Genomic DNA, 18,013 nt, shown 5'->3' with positions numbered 1-18,013 from the left:
TTGCATAAAAAAAATAGTTGAGATTAAAATCTCAACTATTTTTATTTACTATTAAATTTATTTATATCTCTATTCTTTAGTCACTAATTGTTGGTAGTGAGCTCAAGTTATTTGATTCATTTTGATCTGGTAAACTTCTAAGATATTCTTCTCCCTTTTTAGAAACACTAACTGATACACCAGCTATATTCCCATCTTTGGCCATTTTAACGCCTTCTTCTTTAGATATTCTTTGACCATTTGAAAGTTCATATCCTGTTATTTCTCCTGAATTTTTTATTACAGCTGATATTGATTGTGAATTACTACTAGGTGTAGTCACTTCTTTAGTACTATTAGTTGATACACCATCTAACATCTCTTTATTATTATTCATAAAATCACACCTCCTATAATATTATGATGTTATTTTATCCTAATATTATATTTTAATTCACTCGATTTTTTTATATGAAATATTTTTAATTACTATATCTTATATAAATTAAGTACATTTTAGCTTTAATCATAATACTATACAGTAACAGCAATAAATATTTGAGGTGAATATAGTATGAATCCATTATTAAGTATGATATTTAGTGCATTATTTCCTAATAGTCCCCTATCTGGTATGATGAATGCTATGGGTGGCAATCAAATGATGGGAAATAATCCTATGATGGGCGGAAATCAAATGATGGGAAATAACCAGATGATGAATGGTAATCCTATGATGAATATGTTTGGTGGTGGAAATAACAACCAAAATCAAGGAATGGGTGGTAATCCCCTTTTAAACATGCTTATGGGCGGAATGAATCCGAACATGATGAATGGTGCTAACATGATGAATAATCCTAATATGAATAATAATCCCCTTATGAATATGCTTATGGGAAATCAAAATAATGGCGTTAATCCGTTTAACGGTATGAACAACATGAATAACATGAATAAAAACATGAATAAAAACATGAATAATAATAATTCTAACCATAGAAGATAATGGGACGCCAAAATGAGCCTTAAAATATTAAGGCTCATTTTGATTTTAGTAAAACTTAAATATTTCTCAATATGAATTATAACCATTATATATGTTCAATTTTATCATCATATCAATTTTCTTATTAATTTCATTAATACTCTATAGTATTTTCATTTTAAATACTCATTATGTTTTTACTAATTTTATAGTTTTACTTACATTATTATTTAGCTGCTATTACTTCCACTTCACATAAAACACTTTTAGGTAATTCTTTTACTGCAACGCAAGAACGTGCAGGATTGCTAATAAAATATTTTGCGTAAACTTCATTAAACTTAGAAAAATCATTCATATTAGCAAGAAAACAGGTTGTTTTTATAACATTAGAAAAATTAATATCATTAGATTCCAATATAGCACCAATATTTTTTATAACTTGAGTGGCTTGCTCTTCAATATCTTCTCCAACAATTTCTCCACTTAATGGATCTAGTGGAATTTGTCCTGATGTAAATAATAGATCTCCAAAACTTATCGCTTGAGAATATGGGCCTATTGCTTTAGGTGCTTTATCTGTATTTGTAACTTTTAACATTTTAATTCCCCCAATAATAATTGTATTTTTATGAATTTTAAGAACAAATTACATATTTATTTAATAGATATTTTAATACATATCCGACTTAAAATCCACTAACATTTTTAAGTATTTCCCTAAACATCTATAATCAAAATTTTATCTCCTTATTTTTATAATAAGATATGTTCTTCACTTAAAATAATTTTTAACACAACTCATAATTAAGTACATTATTACTATATATTATAGTAACGATAAAACAACTTATACTTGGGAGGAGCTCATAATGTTTCAATTGTATTTTTATTATAAATTATATTTCCTATTATCAATTCCATTTATAGTACTTCTTGCAACATTATTTCATTACACATATAAATTAAGTAATAATTCATTATTAGTTGGCATATTCACGCCTGTTAATGAAAGCATTTGGGAACACTTAAAACTTGCTATATACCCTACAATAATTTGGTATGCTATATCTAATATTATTTTCAATAATATAATATTGGATTGGGAAAAATGGTTTCATACATGTACAATTTCAATGATAATTGCTTCAATTACAATAGTTGTCTTTTACTATACCTATACTGGTGCTTTAGGAATTCACTCTTTAGCCTTAGATATATTTTCTTTAATTTTAGGTGTATCTATTGGTCAATATATTGGCTTTAAGGCTTATGCTAATTATGATTTAAGCAATAATTATTTATATTCTGCTCTTTTCTTTATTACTATATTTTTATTTACTCTATTTACATTTGTTCAACCTAAAATACCTCTTTTCATGGATTCAACCAATGGTAAGTATGGAATTAACTGATATTATTTTGTAAAATATTGAATTCACTTATTTTCTTACAAATAAATATTATGTTATAATATAATAAATTAACAAATAATAATTATTTTAATAATCGGAGGTAACTTAAAATGGATATCAAACAACAAATATTAAATACTATGAGTGAAGCAAATAAACCACTAAGTGCTGGCGAAGTAGAAAAACTTTCAGGATTAGATCGTAAAGATATTGATAAAACCTTTAAAGAATTAAAAAAAGAAGAATTAATCATTTCACCAGTTCGTTGCAAATGGGAACCTGCTAACAAATAAAAAATATACCCTTAAGAATTTATCCTAAGGGTATATTTTTTTATTTGACTCTATTTTAAATCTACAATAATTATTTAGTATTTAAAACTAATTCTTTTATATTATCTACAATTTTATTTACAACTGACATAACTTTTTCTTTATTTCTATTTCCTGATAGAAGTTTATCTAAATTTTCTTCAAAATCTTTAGGTAAGCATTTACACGAACTTAAACATATTGAGATTAATCTTTTTTCTCCTGGATGTTGTAGTTCATTAACTGCAAAAATTATATCAAAATAACTAGCCAAAAATTCTGTAATTCTATGATTTATACTAACTATGTCTCCTCTAATTATTGCTTTTTCTATTTGCATAGAAAATGATGGAATATATCCATCTAATAATTTTAGATTTTTTTCTATAATATTTTTCCTTAATTCTTTAGGATATTTAATATTATATTTGTCTTTTAAATCCTTTAGCTTATTATTTCTATCATATAAAACTACACATTCATTAATATTTGACCACATACAAGTAGTATATCCATTGTGCGCATTGCAATCCAAAACTACTGATTTTAATTCATTTTCAAATTCACTCATACTTCGATAAATAATTTCAATAATTGTTCCATCATTTAAATAACAATCATCTTCGGCTTCCCAGTAAGTATTATTTAACTCTATATAATTACAGTATTTATCTAAAATATTTTTTCTAACTTCTTTAGATAAATCAGAGTTTAAATAAACATATAGATCATAATCTGAATTATTATCATTTAATTTAGTAGCTCTTGATCCTCCAAGAGCTATACTTTCTATTTCTTGTCTTTTACTAAAGTCTTCAATTAAATTTTTAATTTTATCCATTATGCTCTCCCCCATATACTCATATAAATATACTATATTATTAATAAAATCTATTTTTTGCTTATTTTTTTATTCCTAAATTTAATTACTATCCTCACTTTTCATATTAATATTTATATAAAACAGAACAGGCAGTTCTAGTTGCTGCAATAGACCAAAATACTACATAATCTCCTCTTTTAATTTTCCCACTCTTTACTCCATCATTAAAAGCCATAAGAGGTGAACTTGTCCCTGTATACCCAAACTTATCTCCTACAAAAATAACTTTTTTTGAATCTAATCTTAGTCTATCTATACATCCATTTATTATAGGAAGTGCGAACTGTGAAAGACAAAAAGCACTTATATCAGATATATTTAAATTATTATCTTTTAATAATTTATTAATAGAATTTACTGCTATATCAATCACATCATCGTCACATTCTGACCAGCCAAATTTCATATCATCATAAGATGTAGTATCTTTATAATATGAAGATGAACCACATTGTGGATACATTACTGCACTATATTTTTTACTATCAGTAAAATAATCAGAATCAATAAATCCACACTCTTCATTTGTTTTTTCTAAAATCATTGCACATGCTGCATCTGCAAACATCGGGTAACATAATTCATCACTATGTTTCATGTGAATTGAGGCATAATCTGATCCTATTATTAATGCTCTTTTAAGTTTCTTATTTTGAAGTAATTGTCTTGATGCTGTATCAAGAGTTACTAACATACCAAGACAATTTACATTTAAGTCCATAACTATAGTATCGTTTTTACCTTTTATAGCATTATGTACTATCAATGCTTGAGTTGGACATATGTATTCTGGAAATTGACTTGAAAATATAATTAAATCTATATCGTCACCTTTAAGATTTGCGCTCTCTAATACTTTTAATGAAGCCTGAATTCCCATGCTCAGTGTAGTATCACTATCATTATTTACTATTCTTCTTTCTTTTCTTCCGAAAGCTTCTAAAAGTCTATTTATGTCTTTTCCCTGTTCCTTAAAATGCTTTATGTAAAATTCATTATCTACTATATTTTCTGGATATTCTGTTTCTATAGCTCTTATTTTTATATTCATTTATACTTCTCCATTCCAATTATTTAAATCAATGGTATTTTTTAATATCATAATTATAGATTTTTATGTATTCATGTAATATATTTATTGTAAAATATTACCAACATATACTATGATAATCCACTTTTAATTTTATGTCAACCCATAATTACTTAAATTATACTATTTTTTGAATTTTATTCTATTTTTTCTTTATTTTTTGATATTTTTTTACTAAATAATTTAGTTTTATATAAACTAAAAAAAATGATTTCTATATATTTAAGAAATCATCTTTTAATTTATAAATTGGTTAATCTTCTATTTTATGTTTATTTAAAAAATCCTCTACAATTTTATTAAATTCTTTAGGGTTTTCTGCTGCAACAAAATGACTTGAATTTGAAATAATATTTACTTCAGAATTTTCTATTAGTCTTGAAATCAGTTTAGTATGATTTTCTTTAATCATATCATTATCTCCTGCTATTACTAATGTAGGTATTTTAATTTTTTCAAGTTGTTCTTTGAATAATTTAGGGTTATTTACCATCAAATTTAAAATATCTCTATTGTTTTTTGCTTTATTTGAACATAGTGAGAAAATTATCGATAAATAATATCCCAATATAACTGGGGCTTGAACTAAAAATTTCACTCCATTAGGATTAAAATTTGCTCCATTTAAAATAAGTGATCTGATTCTATCAGGATATTTTAAACCTAAATGTAATGCAGTATTACCACCATCACTAAAGCCTAAAATATGAGCTTTTTTAATATTAACTTTATCTAAAATTGAAATTACATCATCTGAAAATAACCAAAAATCAAATGGTATATTTCCTTTTGTAGATTTACCATGTCCTCGAGTATCTATTGCAATAACCATATATTTATTTGAAAAATACTCTATTTGATTTTTAAAATATTCTAAATCCTCCCCATTTCCATGTAAAAGCACTAATGCCTCCCCTTTACCATGTACTTCATAATATATATTAGCTGTTTTGTTATTAATTACATTAGAGCATGATTTACTCACTAGCTTACTCTCCTTTAAATATCAAATGGTATCATCCACTCAATACTGTATTTTCATATCTTAGCTTTATTATACTATTTTAATTCTAGTAATTATAATTTGAATATATGATAGTTAAAATTACTATTTCATCATAGAATTATATATGCTTTACACAAAATTATATATTTATTTTCCTTAATAAAAAATCTATTTAATTCTTCATAATAAAAAAACAATTCATACTCAACTAAAAATAAGGCTTAAATTTTGCATATAGCATAATTTAAGCCTTATTTTAATTAATTTTAAAAACAATATTATTTGTATTATGAATTAACTATTTCTCCACCGTTAATATGTATTGTTTGACCAGTAATGTATGATGCACATTCAGATGCTAAAAATACATATGCTCCAGCACATTCAACTGGTTGGCCTGCCCTTCCCATAGGGGTATTTGCTCCAAATGTAGTTACTTTAGTTGAATCAAAACTAGATGGTATAAGCGGAGTCCAAACTGGCCCTGGGGCAACTGCATTTACTCTTATTCCACTTTTATTCTTTGCAAGAGAAAGTGCTAATGATCTTGTAAGTGCGATTATAGCTCCCTTTGTCATAGAATAATCAATTAATGTTTCATTCCCCTTAAATGCTACAACAGAAGCAGTGTTTATTATACAACTTCCTTGTTTTAAATATTTTAATGCCTCTCTAGTCATATAAAAAGTTCCATATGCATTCACATTAAAAGTCTTATCAAATTGTTCATCAGATAAATTCTTTATATCTTGACATTCATATTGAACAGCTGCATTATTTACTAAAATATCTAATTTTCCATATTCACTTATAGTTTTTTTAATTGCTTCATTACAAAATTCTGATTTTCCAATATCACCACTTATAATAGTACACTTTCGTCCTATGTTTTCTATAAGTTTTTTTGTTTCTTCTGCATCTCTATTTTCATTATAATAAACAATTACTATATCTGCTCCTTGTTTAGCATACGCTATTGATACCGCTCTTCCGATTCCACTATCACCCCCAGTAATTAGTGCTACCTTATTACTTAATAAATCACCACTCTTATTATAATTAGGATCATCATAAACTGGTACTGGACTCATTTCATATTCAAATCCTGGATGCTTGGTTTGATGTTGTGCTGGAAATGAATTAGGAAAATTCATATTAATTCCTCCTTAGTTATCTATTTAATATTAAATAGTATCTCCTAGCACAAAAAAAATATTTACTTCCAACTATATTTCAGGACATAAATATAAAAATATTACTCCATACACTTTACTTATTAATATATTAACACTTCGATAAAATATCACATTAAATTTATATAATAGATTGTTTTCTGAGTTTAACTACTAAATTGGCTAATATACTCATTAAATGTTATTAAGTATTTTGTTTCCTTTTCTAATAATTCATTTTCAATAAATCCTACTTTTTTAAATACCTTACTTGATCTATAATTTTCTTTATGAATTTTAGCTACTACTTTATTAACTCTGTATTTTAAGAATGCCTCACTTAAAGCTTTTTTTACAGCTATTGTTCCTATTCCTTTGCCCCATTTTTTCTTATCACCAATAGCAACAACTATTTCTGCACTGTTATTATTATCTTTAGTAACAATCTTTAAATAACCAATTGATTTATTTTTATGCTCTATCATATAAAATGGACCATTATTATTAAAATATTGAGTCATTACAGGCAATGTTGAATTGTTTGCTAAACTATCCAAACTATTTGTTATTCCATTTTTTTCATTTAAATATTTAGATACCTCTTCATCCTTTAACCATTTTGCAATATCAAAAACATCGTCTCTATAAACCTCATGCTGGAGATTTATATCTGAATATAACATTGTACTATCCCTCCAAATAATCTAATAATCTTAATCGATTGTACCAATTATATAAGTTAATAGTAAAATGCTGTAATTTTTGTAATATGTTATTACATTGAAATAATCTATCTTTTCTCAATTTACATAAGTTTTCTTCCAATTTATTGGTAGCTGTAATTAAATTCAATTTAATTCTATTAAAAGTAATTTAATTCAATTTAATTACATTTCTATTATAGAATTAAATTTTTCAACTTAAAAATCCTAGTTTTGAAATTCAAAAAATAAAGTATAACTATGAATTTAATGTGGACAAGTTTTTTAACATTGCTCTTTAAATCTTATTTCATCTATAGTAAATAATACGATAGCACAAAGTAATACAATTACAGAAATCCAAACTGATCTAACTCCAATTTTTAGAGTTGATACTCCACCTAAACATGCGCCCACTAAAAAAGAAATTATAATTATACAATAACGAATTGATTTTATAGTGTAGGTCTTATCTTTTCTTCTAAATGCCATATATGCCGCTTGTGAAGCACTTCTCAAATTTCCAGTACACATGGTTGTACTATATGGAGAATCAACTAATTTTCTAAATGATGATATCTGTACAGATGAAACAAATGATATAGTGGTAGTTACAAATATATTAGGAATTGTAGTTGGTACAAACCCTATAATAAAAAGTACTAACATTTCAATTATCAAAATAGCACGATGACTGTCTACGACTACAATACAAGATTCAAATTCGTTTATTCTTTCTGCAACAATAACACCAATTATGAATGCTAAAATAGGTAAAAATGCCATAACAGCTCCTTTAAAATTTCCTTTAGTTACCTCTACTCCTACTAAAACTATATTACCAGTTTCTGCATTTGCAAAAACTCCTCCTCTACATACAAATGTATAGGCATCAAGGAATCCTCCCACAATAGCTAAAAGTATTCCTAAATGTACAGATTCTGAAGTATTAACATGTTTATTTTTACACATATTAATATTTATATCTTTAGTAAACAATATTAAAATTCCCCCTTTTTTATAACGCAAAAAATATATCATCAAAACTTAGAAGCAATGATGATATATTAATAATAATTTTCTATTTTTTATTTGGCTCATTGTACTCTACGCCTTTGCTATCTACAGTAATTGACTCAATAATCACATCATCTTTAGGAATATCTTGTGATTTAGTTTTTACACTTCCTATTTTATCTAACACATCAAAACCTGATACTACCTTACCAAAAGCAGCATATTCTCCATCAAGATGTGGTGCGTCTCCAGTCATTATAAAAAACTGACTACCTGCACTATTAGGATTCTGTGATCTTGCCATAGACAGTACACCTTTGGTATGTTTTAATCCATTTGGAATACCGTTTGATGCAAATTCTCCTTCTATTGAATAACCTGGACCTCCAGTTCCATCACCCTTTGGATCCCCACCTTGAATCATAAAGTCTTTAATTATTCTATGAAATTTAAGGTTATTATAAAAACCTTTATTAGCTAAATCTATAAAATTATTTACCGTATTAGGAGCAGTTTCTGGATACAACACAGCTTCAATAACCCCATAATCCTTAACATTTATAGTTGCTAATGGTAAATTTTCAATTTCCTCTGATGAATTACTGTCAGTATCTTCTGTTGTAGAGTTTGACTCAACATTTTGTTTAGTATCATTATCTTTAAAATTTCCACAACCAACTAATCCTAAAGAGCTAACAAAAACTAATAATAAAATCAAATTGGTATACTTCTTTATACTTTTTATAAGCATCAAATTCCTCCACCCTACAATTAAAATTTTAACAATATAAGTATAACATAATTTACTTGTTTTTATATACAACAAAGGCAGACATTATTCTAAATATATAACATCTACCTCTATCATCAATTTATATTATCTTTTTAATTATTTTATGTTTTAAATGTTCATATATTAAGATACTACTAAAACAAAACCTTAAATTAAACATATTCTAAATTTTAAACTTAGAAATTTCTTCTTTTAACCTTTTAGCATTTTCTTGTGATTTTAATGCATTTTCTAAAACACTATTAGATTTATCATTAACTTGTAAAATACTACTTGCAATATCTGTAGTACCCCCAGCCCCTTCATTTGCAGCTTGTGAAACTCCGTCTATTGTTTTAATCACTTCTTGTAAAGATGCTAAAAGTTCCTCTGAGCTTGAACTAAAATCAGTTACAAGACTGTCAACAAACTCAGCATCTTCGCTGTATTTACATGCTACATCTAACATCTCCTTATAGTCATTGTAAACATCTATAGACATAAATCTTAATAATTTATCTGAACTACTAGAAAGATTTCTAACTGCACTGGTTACTTTTCCTGTTATATTTTGAATTTCTATTACTGTATCTTTTGATTGTTCTGCAAGCTTTCTTATCTCTTCAGCAACAACTGAAAATCCTTTTCCTGCTTCTCCTGCTCTTGCTGCTTCTATAGCTGCATTTAAAGCAAGAAGATTAGTTTGTGAAGTTATTTGCATTATTGATTCTGAAAGTACATTTATTTGTTCAACAACTTTTGATGCTTGTATTGCTTCTTCTAATTCTAATTTTGTACTTTTAAATAATTCAATTGACTTCTTCTCTGAAGCTTGTACATTTATTTTAGTATCTTCTGCTCTATTACTTATCTCTCCTGCTTTAATAGCTCCCTCTTGAGATTTTTGAGAAATAGATTTAACCACTTCTTCAATTTCCTGCGATGTTGCTAACATTTCTTCAGATGAAGCTGCTGTTTCTTCCATATTTGCAGCAAGTTCCTCTGTAGTTGCTGATACTTCCTCTATATCTGAATTTAACTTTGTAACATTATTCTTTATAATTTCTGTAACATCATCTATGCTATTAGAACTTTCATTAACTTGTTTTATAATATTCCTTAAATTTTGTATGAATTTGTTCAAACTCACTGAAAGATCTTTTATTTCATCTTCTGAATTTATTTCTATCTCTTTAGTTAAATCTCCGCCTCTTTCTGCTAATGAATCTAGCTCTACTTTTAACATATTCAGTGGTTTTCTTATAGCATTAATAATAATAACTCCAAATATTATACTTAATACACTTAATACTGCTATTATTATTATGTTTATTTTAATAGACGTACTATATTCTTTATCCCCTTCTAAACTAGCATTTTCAGTCATTTTTTTATTAAGATCTGCTAATTTTATTAAAGAAGATGATGCTTTATTAAAAGCTTCTCTTAAATCTTCACTCATTATATTCATTGCTTCTTGTGTTTTTAATTCTTTACTTAAACCAATAACTTGATTATGTAATCCTAAGTATTTGTTCCATTCTTCTTTAACAATATCAAATAATTCTTTATCTTCTTCTCTATATATAGTTTTTGAATACATGTCTAATTTTTTCTGTATTTCTTTCTCTTTTTCTTCCATAGCTTTTTCTTTTTCTTCCATAATTTCTGGAGTTGTTGCAACTATATGGCTATACTCAAGCAATCTAAAATCTGATGTCATTGTATTCAATTCTTCTGAATATACTATTGCTGGAATAAACTCCTTTGAAATAATTGTTGATTTTTGATTTACATTATTTAAAGTTTTAGTTGAATATATTCCCATAAATACAATTGTAATTACAAAAATAATTACTAAAAAAATCAACTTACTTTTTATTGTTTTTAACATATTTTTATCTCCTTACTGTTATATCTTCATAATTTTAACACTATATCTAATTTTCGACTATATTTTTATTAAACTTTAATATTGTTATTTACAAAAAAACTATGTTTTTAATTATATTAATATTTTTCTTTTATTTACTAGTTTTTTCTCTCTTTATTTATATATTTGTTAATTTTCAAAGCATTTTTTTGTGAATAATAATTTAAAATATATAATATTAAATACAAATAAATTGTTAATTTATGTTTAAAGTTATTTAAATATAAAAAAGGCCATTACTAAAATTATTAGTAATGTCCTTTTTGAATGCGTGCGTTCGTTCAATATATCTAAATTATTTAGTTAAGTATTCATCAATTGCTTGAGCTGCTTTTTTTCCTGCTCCCATAGCAAGAATTACTGTTGCAGCACCAGTTACTGCATCTCCACCAGCATAAACACCTTCTTTTGACGTTAATCCAGTTTCATCTTCAGCAATTATACATCTTCTCTTATTTATTTCTAATCCTTGAGTTGTTGAAGATATTAATGGATTTGGTGATGTTCCAAGTGACATTATTACAGTATCCACATCAATAATAAATTCTGATCCTGCAATTTCAACTGGACTTCTTCTTCCAGATTCATCTGGCTCTCCAAGTTCCATTTTAATGCATTTCATTCCTTTAACCCATCCATTTTCATCTACTAATATTTCTTTTGGATTAGTTAAAACATCAAAGATTACACCTTCTTCTTTAGCATGATGAACTTCTTCAACTCTTGCTGGAAGTTCTGATTCACCTCTTCTGTATACTATATGACTTTCTGCTCCAAGTCTTAATGCAGTTCTTGCAGCATCCATAGCAACATTTCCGCCACCAACTATAGCAACTTTTTTACCAGCTCTAACAGGTGTATCATATCCATCAACTGCTGCTTTCATTAAGTTTACTCTTGTTAAGAACTCATTTGCAGAACATACTCCATTTGCATTTTCTCCTTCTATTCCCATGAATTTAGGAAGACCTGCTCCTGAACCTATAAATACTGCTTTGAAACCTTCTTCTTCAAAAAGTTCATCAATTGTTATTGTTCTACCTACAATAACATTAGTTTCAATCTTAACGCCAAGTTTTCTTATATTATCAACTTCATTTTTAACTACTTTTTCTTTTGGAAGTCTGAATTCTGGTATACCATATTCTAAAACTCCACCAGCTTTATGAAGTGCTTCAAATATAGTAACATCATATCCGTTTTTAGCTAAGTCTCCTGCACAAGTTAGTCCTGATGGACCACTTCCTATAACAGCTACCTTTATTCCATTTTTAGATGCTGTTTCACTTAAATCTACATCATTGGTACTTGCCCAATCGGCTGTAAATCTTTCAAGCTTACCAATTGATACTGAATCACCTTTTATTCCTAAAACGCATTTTCCTTCACATTGGCTTTCTTGAGGACATACTCTACCGCATACTGCTGGTAGTGCACTATACTTTGAAACTTCTTTTGCTGCTTCTTCAAAGTTACCTTCTTTAACATGTGAAATAAATCCTGGAATATTAATAGATACTGGACAGCCTTCTACACATTTAGGATTTTTACAATTTAAACATCTTGAGGCTTCTTTAATCGCTTCTTCTTCATTGTATCCTAAACAGACTTCTTCAAAATTTGTTGCTCTAACTTTTGGATTTTGTTCTCTTACAGGTACTCTTACCATTCTCTCTTTCATATCCATTATTACTTATCACCTCTGCAACCACAGCCACCATGACTATGAGTATTACCTTCTTCTAATGCTAGTTTAGCTTTACCTTCTTCTGTTTTATACATAGCTTGTCTCCTCATAGATTCATCGTAATTTATTAAGTGACCATTAAATTCTGGTCCATCAACACAAGCAAATTTAATTTCACCACCAACAGTTACTCTACAAGCTCCGCACATTCCTGTTCCATCTACCATTATAGGATTTAAGCTTACTGTAGTTGGTATATCTAATTTTTTAGTTAAGTCTGCCATAAATTTCATCATTATCATAGGGCCTATAACAACTGCATGGTCATACTCATTTCCTTCGTTAACTAGACCTTGTAAGCAATCAGTAACTCTTCCATTAAATCCATAGCTTCCATCATCAGTTGCTACATAAAGAGTTCCAGCTACTGCTTTCATTTCTTCTTCTAATATTAATAAATTTTTTGTTCTAGATCCAACAATAACATCTACATCTATTCCATTATCATGCATCCATTTAACTTGAGGATAAACAGGTGCAGCTCCTACTCCCCCAGCAATGAATATTAGCTTTTTCTTTTTTAAGCTTTCTAAATCTTCATGAATAAATTCACTTGGCTGTCCTAATGGTCCAACAAAGTCTGCTACATAAGAACCAACTTCATATTGAGCTAGCTCTTGTGTGCTTTTACCAACTGTTTGAAATACTATACTTACAGTTCCTTCTTCTCTATTATAACCTGCAATAGTTAAAGGTACTCTTTCACCTTTTTCATCATTCTTAATAATAATAAATTGACCTGGCTCAGCTGATTTTGCTACTCTTGGAGCTTCTATATCCATTAAAAATATATTATTTGTAAGCTCTCTTTTACTAACTATCTTGTACATTTATGTTCCCCCTGATTCTTTTATAAAAGACCTTTATCTGGTGTTACTAATATCTTAACGTGTTTCTTCTTTTCTGGACCTGTTAATGCTCCAAATCCTTCTTCTACTATGTCATCTAAGTGTATTCTCTTAGTTACATATCCTTCTGCTTTTATTCTACCATCATTCATTTGAGCCATAGTTGCTGGGAATTCATGTCTATATGCTAATGTTCCAACTATCTTCTTTTCTGTAAATACTAAAGCATTAGGATTAAATGTAACGCCATTTTCCCATATACTTGTTATAACCATAGTTCCTTCGAATTTTAAGCTATTAATACCTGTGTCAAAACCTATTTGAGCTCCTGTAGTTTCAAAGGCTACATCTACGCCTAATCCATTTGTAAGCTTTTTAACTTCTTCTGCTATATCAACTTCATTAGGATCTAGAACAACATCTGCTCCTGCTCTTTTAGCATATTCTTGTCTTATAGATTTTCTTTGTAATACTACTACTAATTTTGCACCTGCCGCTTTTAAACATTCTATAGTTGCTAATCCTATAGGACCAGAGCCTAATACTAATGCTGTATCTCCAATTTTAAAGTTTCCTACTCTAATTGAATGTAGTGCTACTGCCATTGGTTCAACTAAAGCTGCTTGTTCATAAGACATTTCATCCGGTATCTTATGTATAAATTCTTCTGGGAAAACTGTATATTCTGCAAGTCCTCCACCACTTCCGCAAAGTCCATGGAATCCTAAAGATGAACATAAATTATATTTTCCTTCTAAACATGCTGGACATTTTCCACATGCAACTATAGGTTCAACAATTACTCTATCTCCAACTTTAAACTTTGTTACATTTTCGCCAACTTCTACAATATCACCTGAAAATTCATGACCTAAAACTACTGGTGCAGTTGTTCCACTTAATGGATGAGGCTGTCCTACTGGAATAAATATAGGTCCTCCTAAATATTCATGTAAGTCTGATCCACATATCCCACACCATTTTACTTTTATTTTCACACCATTGCTTGTAACCTTTGGCTCTTCAATTTCTTCTACTCTAACATCTTTCTTTGCATACCATAATGCTGCTTTCATATTAAAATTCCTCCCTAAATATCTAAATATATTGTTAATTAATTAACATACATATTTACATAGCAATATCCATGCCAAATTCTTAACATAATTATTAAATTATAAAGTTATTTATTGAAAACCTCTGTATTTACAACTATATAGCTTATTTATAAAATATTAAAATTAACTTTAATTATATCTATATATAAAAATAAATGTATCAATATGATACATTTATTTTTATCATTTTGATACACTTACTCTTTTCATTCTCATTTTGATACACTTATGTCATACTTTTTAATCTTTCTATATAATGTAGCTCTTCCTATATTCAGTAACTTTGATGCCATTTGAATATTTCCATTGCATTTTTTTATAGCATCCTTTATAGCATTCCTCTCTAAGTAATCAAGAGGTAGTATTTTTATATCTTCTTCTGTAAATTTTTCCTCTTCTAAGTTCTTATTTGCCTCTACATAATTCATATTATTTATACTTATAAGTTCATCATCACTTAGATAATAGTCTCTCTCTACTACATTTCTGAGTTCTCTTATGTTTCCTGGCCAATTATACTTTTTTAATTCATCTACATAGTAATCATTTATTTTTGTAATCTTATCTTTATTTTTTAAATTTAGTTTTTCTATAAAATAATTTATAAGTACATTTATATCATCTATTCTATCTCTTAAAGGAATAGTTTTTATCTCCATTACACTTAATCTATAATATAAATCTTCTCTAAAATTTTGTTTATTTATTTCATTTTTTAATATTCTATTTGTAGCACCAATAACTCTCACATTTAGTTGCTTTTCATAATTTCCTCCAACCCTTATAATCTTTCCATTATCTAAAACTCTAAGAAGCTTACTCTGAGTATCTAACGGAAGTTCCCCTATTTCATCTAAAAATATTGTTCCTCCATCTGCCAATTCAAATTTTCCTGGGTGTCCCTCTTTTGAAGCTCCTGTAAAAGCACCTTTTTCATATCCAAATAATTCACTTTCAACTAATTCTCTCGGAATTGATGCACAGTTTACAGCAACAAATGGTCCTTTATCTCGCTCACTATAATTATGTATTGATTGTGCTATTAATTCTTTTCCAGTTCCACTTTCTCCTTGAATTAATATATTACAATCACTTACAGCAGCTTTTTTTGCAAAAGCTATCATCTTTTTCATATCTTTATTTGTTGTCATAATATCATCAAATTTATATTGAGCTTTGTATCCTACAAATTTATTTACTAATTTATGTACCCTTTTAACTTCTGTAAAAGTTATTACCATCCCATTATTCTTACCACTTATATTTAATGGCACTACATTTATAACACACTTAACTACGCTATCATTAATATGAAAATCCCATTCTATATTATTTAAAGATTTATTCTGTTCCTTAAGTAATTTATGAAAATGTACCCCATTTAAAAATTTATCAATGTTCATTTTCATAGCTTCTTCTAATGATATATTTAATATATCTAATGCTCTTCCATTTACCCTTTTCACTTTCATATTTTCATTAATAACTATCATACCTTCAGATATAGAATCAAAAGTTACATTTAATAATTTATATGAAATAGTTAAAGCCATTTGTTTTTGAATTGACTGAGCTGCAGCTGTTACTATTCCCATAGTATGAGAATGAGCATTATAATAATTTCCAGACATATTTATACACCCTATTAAATTTCCGTCTTCATCATGAATTGGTGATGCTGAACAAGTCCATGAATGTTGATTTATTCCATAATGTTCTGCACCTATTGTTTGAACTGGCTTATTAAGATATAGTGCTGTTCCTATAGCATTAGTTCCAACTATATTTTCTGTCCATAATTCTCCTTTTAAAAAGTTTAATTCATTAACCCTCTCCATTATATCTTGATCGCCTATTATCTCTAATAAATAGCCATCTTTATCTGACAAAAATAAAGCAAAACCCGATCCAGAAACCATACTATAAATACTTTCCATAATAGGTCGAGCTACTGAAATAAGTTCAATATTACTTTTTATTAATTTATCTATCTCTGGATGTTTAACATTTCCCTTACCATTGTTAGGATCAACACCATATTTCCTACACCTTATCCATGATTCCGCTATTTCACTTCTAACTTTACTATCTACTTCTCCAGTAGCAATAAATTTTTTCCATGCATTATTAATAAAGTTCATGTAATTTTCCATATATATATTTCTCCAATACTCATATAACTATTTTTAAAATAACATTACATGCTATTATTATACTTAATTTATTTATGAACTACTACTTAAGAAAGCAATATAATATTTTTTGGGACTTCATCCACAAAAACAAAAAGACTTTATTAAAATTTTTAATTACTTCTTTGCAGAAAGTATTCCTTTTTTCATGGAGTGACATTTAGAATAGTTATTTTAGTTGTTATAAAATATCTTAATTTAATTAAAAAAGAGTTAGACAAATTTTTGCTAACTCTTTTGTTATATAATATTGAATTATTTCTAAGAATTCTTATCAATATAAATCTTAAGTGCTTTAATCCCTAAAAATAATGCATAAACTTCCATTACCCATAAAATTAACTTTGGAATTATACCAAATGCTATAGCTCCACTCATAATACTCATATTCTCCATAAATATCCCCCTAATAAGTAATATTATTAAATGTTAAGATATTTTTTGATAATAACTTAACATAATATTTTTTATAATTTCTTTAAAACCTCATCCATTTTCTTATCTAGTTTTTCAACTTTATTAACAAAGTTCTTTATTTTTTTAATACCTTTAACCACTACTATTGAAATTCCTATTATTAATAAAATATTTGCAACTGTACTTATAATAACCATATAATTTGTCTCCAATATTATCACTCCTCTTTAATGTTTATTATAACATTTATGTAAATATAATGTATTTATATGAATAATATTTACTATTAAGTAACTCTATACTTTATTTACAAGAACAAAATCGCTAAGGCGACTTTGGAACCGTCGATTTTTTTAGCCATGCGCCCTTTCCAAACGCAGTGCAGGAATAATGGTGCGGCATATGATTATTTTTTATTCTTTAG

Annotated in this window: 19 protein-coding genes; 3 read left to right on the top strand and 16 right to left on the bottom strand. The window is 27.4% G+C overall.

Annotated features, from left to right (window positions below):
- Positions 1-76: 76 nt before the first annotated feature.
- Positions 77-376: a DUF3892 domain-containing protein gene (locus tag RGC78_RS08910; RefSeq protein ID WP_012424256.1), complete on the bottom strand. Its 300-nt coding sequence runs from the start codon at positions 374-376 to the stop codon at positions 77-79.
- A 177-nt stretch (positions 377-553) separates the two neighbouring features.
- On the opposite strand from RGC78_RS08910, the gene RGC78_RS08905 reads away from it, so the two are divergent.
- The gene (locus tag RGC78_RS08905) at positions 554-988 is read left to right on the top strand and encodes a hypothetical protein (RefSeq protein WP_252246621.1); all 435 of its coding nucleotides are present in this window, start codon (positions 554-556) and stop codon (positions 986-988) included.
- Positions 989-1,193: 205 nt separating this feature from the next.
- On the opposite strand, the gene RGC78_RS08900 is transcribed toward RGC78_RS08905, so the two are convergent.
- Positions 1,194-1,568: a RidA family protein gene (locus tag RGC78_RS08900; protein WP_309556507.1), complete on the bottom strand. Its 375-nt coding sequence runs from the start codon at positions 1,566-1,568 to the stop codon at positions 1,194-1,196.
- A 271-nt stretch (positions 1,569-1,839) separates the two neighbouring features.
- Here RGC78_RS08900 and RGC78_RS08895 point away from each other — a divergent pair, with 271 nt between their 5' ends.
- Both RGC78_RS08895 and RGC78_RS08890 read left to right on the top strand, forming a co-directional pair.
- The gene (locus tag RGC78_RS08895; protein ID WP_309556506.1) at positions 1,840-2,382 is read left to right on the top strand and encodes a DUF6512 family protein; all 543 of its coding nucleotides are present in this window, start codon (positions 1,840-1,842) and stop codon (positions 2,380-2,382) included.
- A 110-nt stretch (positions 2,383-2,492) separates the two neighbouring features.
- Positions 2,493-2,675 carry a hypothetical protein gene (locus RGC78_RS08890; RefSeq protein WP_012424761.1) on the top strand — a complete coding sequence of 61 codons (183 nt, stop codon included), beginning with the start codon at positions 2,493-2,495 and terminating at the stop codon, positions 2,673-2,675.
- Positions 2,676-2,745: 70 nt separating this feature from the next.
- On the opposite strand, the gene RGC78_RS08885 is transcribed toward RGC78_RS08890, so the two are convergent.
- From RGC78_RS08885 to RGC78_RS08820, 14 genes are all read right to left on the bottom strand, one after another.
- The gene (locus RGC78_RS08885) at positions 2,746-3,534 is read right to left on the bottom strand and encodes a nucleotidyltransferase domain-containing protein (protein ID WP_309556505.1); all 789 of its coding nucleotides are present in this window, start codon (positions 3,532-3,534) and stop codon (positions 2,746-2,748) included.
- Positions 3,535-3,640: 106 nt separating this feature from the next.
- Positions 3,641-4,627 (bottom strand): ketoacyl-ACP synthase III, encoded by a 987-nt coding sequence (locus RGC78_RS08880; RefSeq protein WP_309556504.1) that lies wholly within the window; start codon positions 4,625-4,627, stop codon positions 3,641-3,643.
- A 292-nt stretch (positions 4,628-4,919) separates the two neighbouring features.
- The gene (locus RGC78_RS08875) at positions 4,920-5,651 is read right to left on the bottom strand and encodes an alpha/beta fold hydrolase (RefSeq protein WP_309556503.1); all 732 of its coding nucleotides are present in this window, start codon (positions 5,649-5,651) and stop codon (positions 4,920-4,922) included.
- A 308-nt stretch (positions 5,652-5,959) separates the two neighbouring features.
- Positions 5,960-6,826 carry an SDR family oxidoreductase gene (locus tag RGC78_RS08870; RefSeq protein ID WP_309556501.1) on the bottom strand — a complete coding sequence of 289 codons (867 nt, stop codon included), beginning with the start codon at positions 6,824-6,826 and terminating at the stop codon, positions 5,960-5,962.
- Between the two features lie 185 nt (positions 6,827-7,011).
- Complete coding sequence (locus RGC78_RS08865; RefSeq protein WP_309556499.1) at positions 7,012-7,527, bottom strand: GNAT family N-acetyltransferase; 516 nt, start codon at positions 7,525-7,527, stop codon at positions 7,012-7,014.
- A gap of 303 nt (positions 7,528-7,830) precedes the next feature.
- Positions 7,831-8,544 carry a YoaK family protein gene (locus RGC78_RS08860; protein WP_309556497.1) on the bottom strand — a complete coding sequence of 238 codons (714 nt, stop codon included), beginning with the start codon at positions 8,542-8,544 and terminating at the stop codon, positions 7,831-7,833.
- A gap of 82 nt (positions 8,545-8,626) precedes the next feature.
- Positions 8,627-9,313, bottom strand: coding sequence for a peptidylprolyl isomerase (locus RGC78_RS08855; RefSeq protein WP_252248679.1), 687 nt, complete (start codon positions 9,311-9,313; stop codon positions 8,627-8,629).
- A 205-nt stretch (positions 9,314-9,518) separates the two neighbouring features.
- On the bottom strand, positions 9,519-11,228 hold the full coding sequence (locus RGC78_RS08850; protein WP_012423619.1) for a methyl-accepting chemotaxis protein: 1,710 nt from the start codon (positions 11,226-11,228) through the stop codon (positions 9,519-9,521).
- A gap of 334 nt (positions 11,229-11,562) precedes the next feature.
- Positions 11,563-12,954, bottom strand: a complete 1,392-nt coding sequence (gene gltA, locus RGC78_RS08845) for an NADPH-dependent glutamate synthase (protein ID WP_309556496.1) — start codon at positions 12,952-12,954, stop codon at positions 11,563-11,565.
- A 2-nt stretch (positions 12,955-12,956) separates the two neighbouring features.
- A complete protein-coding gene (locus RGC78_RS08840) occupies positions 12,957-13,844 on the bottom strand; it encodes a sulfide/dihydroorotate dehydrogenase-like FAD/NAD-binding protein (protein ID WP_309556495.1) in 888 nt (295 codons plus the stop codon).
- Between the two features lie 20 nt (positions 13,845-13,864).
- Positions 13,865-14,938: a 2,3-butanediol dehydrogenase gene (locus RGC78_RS08835; RefSeq protein ID WP_017826274.1), complete on the bottom strand. Its 1,074-nt coding sequence runs from the start codon at positions 14,936-14,938 to the stop codon at positions 13,865-13,867.
- 254 nt (positions 14,939-15,192) lie between these two features.
- Positions 15,193-17,133, bottom strand: a complete 1,941-nt coding sequence (locus RGC78_RS08830; RefSeq protein WP_252224552.1) for a sigma-54-dependent Fis family transcriptional regulator — start codon at positions 17,131-17,133, stop codon at positions 15,193-15,195.
- Positions 17,134-17,433: 300 nt separating this feature from the next.
- The gene (locus RGC78_RS08825; protein WP_012422723.1) at positions 17,434-17,568 is read right to left on the bottom strand and encodes a hypothetical protein; all 135 of its coding nucleotides are present in this window, start codon (positions 17,566-17,568) and stop codon (positions 17,434-17,436) included.
- 71 nt (positions 17,569-17,639) lie between these two features.
- Positions 17,640-17,801: a hypothetical protein gene (locus RGC78_RS08820; protein ID WP_252224894.1), complete on the bottom strand. Its 162-nt coding sequence runs from the start codon at positions 17,799-17,801 to the stop codon at positions 17,640-17,642.
- Positions 17,802-18,013: the final 212 nt, after the last annotated feature.

The sequence above is a fragment of the Clostridium aquiflavi genome (assembly GCF_031344075.1).
GTDB lineage: Bacteria > Bacillota > Clostridia > Clostridiales > Clostridiaceae > Clostridium > Clostridium aquiflavi.
This window is presented reverse-complemented; position numbering and strand designations above follow the sequence as displayed.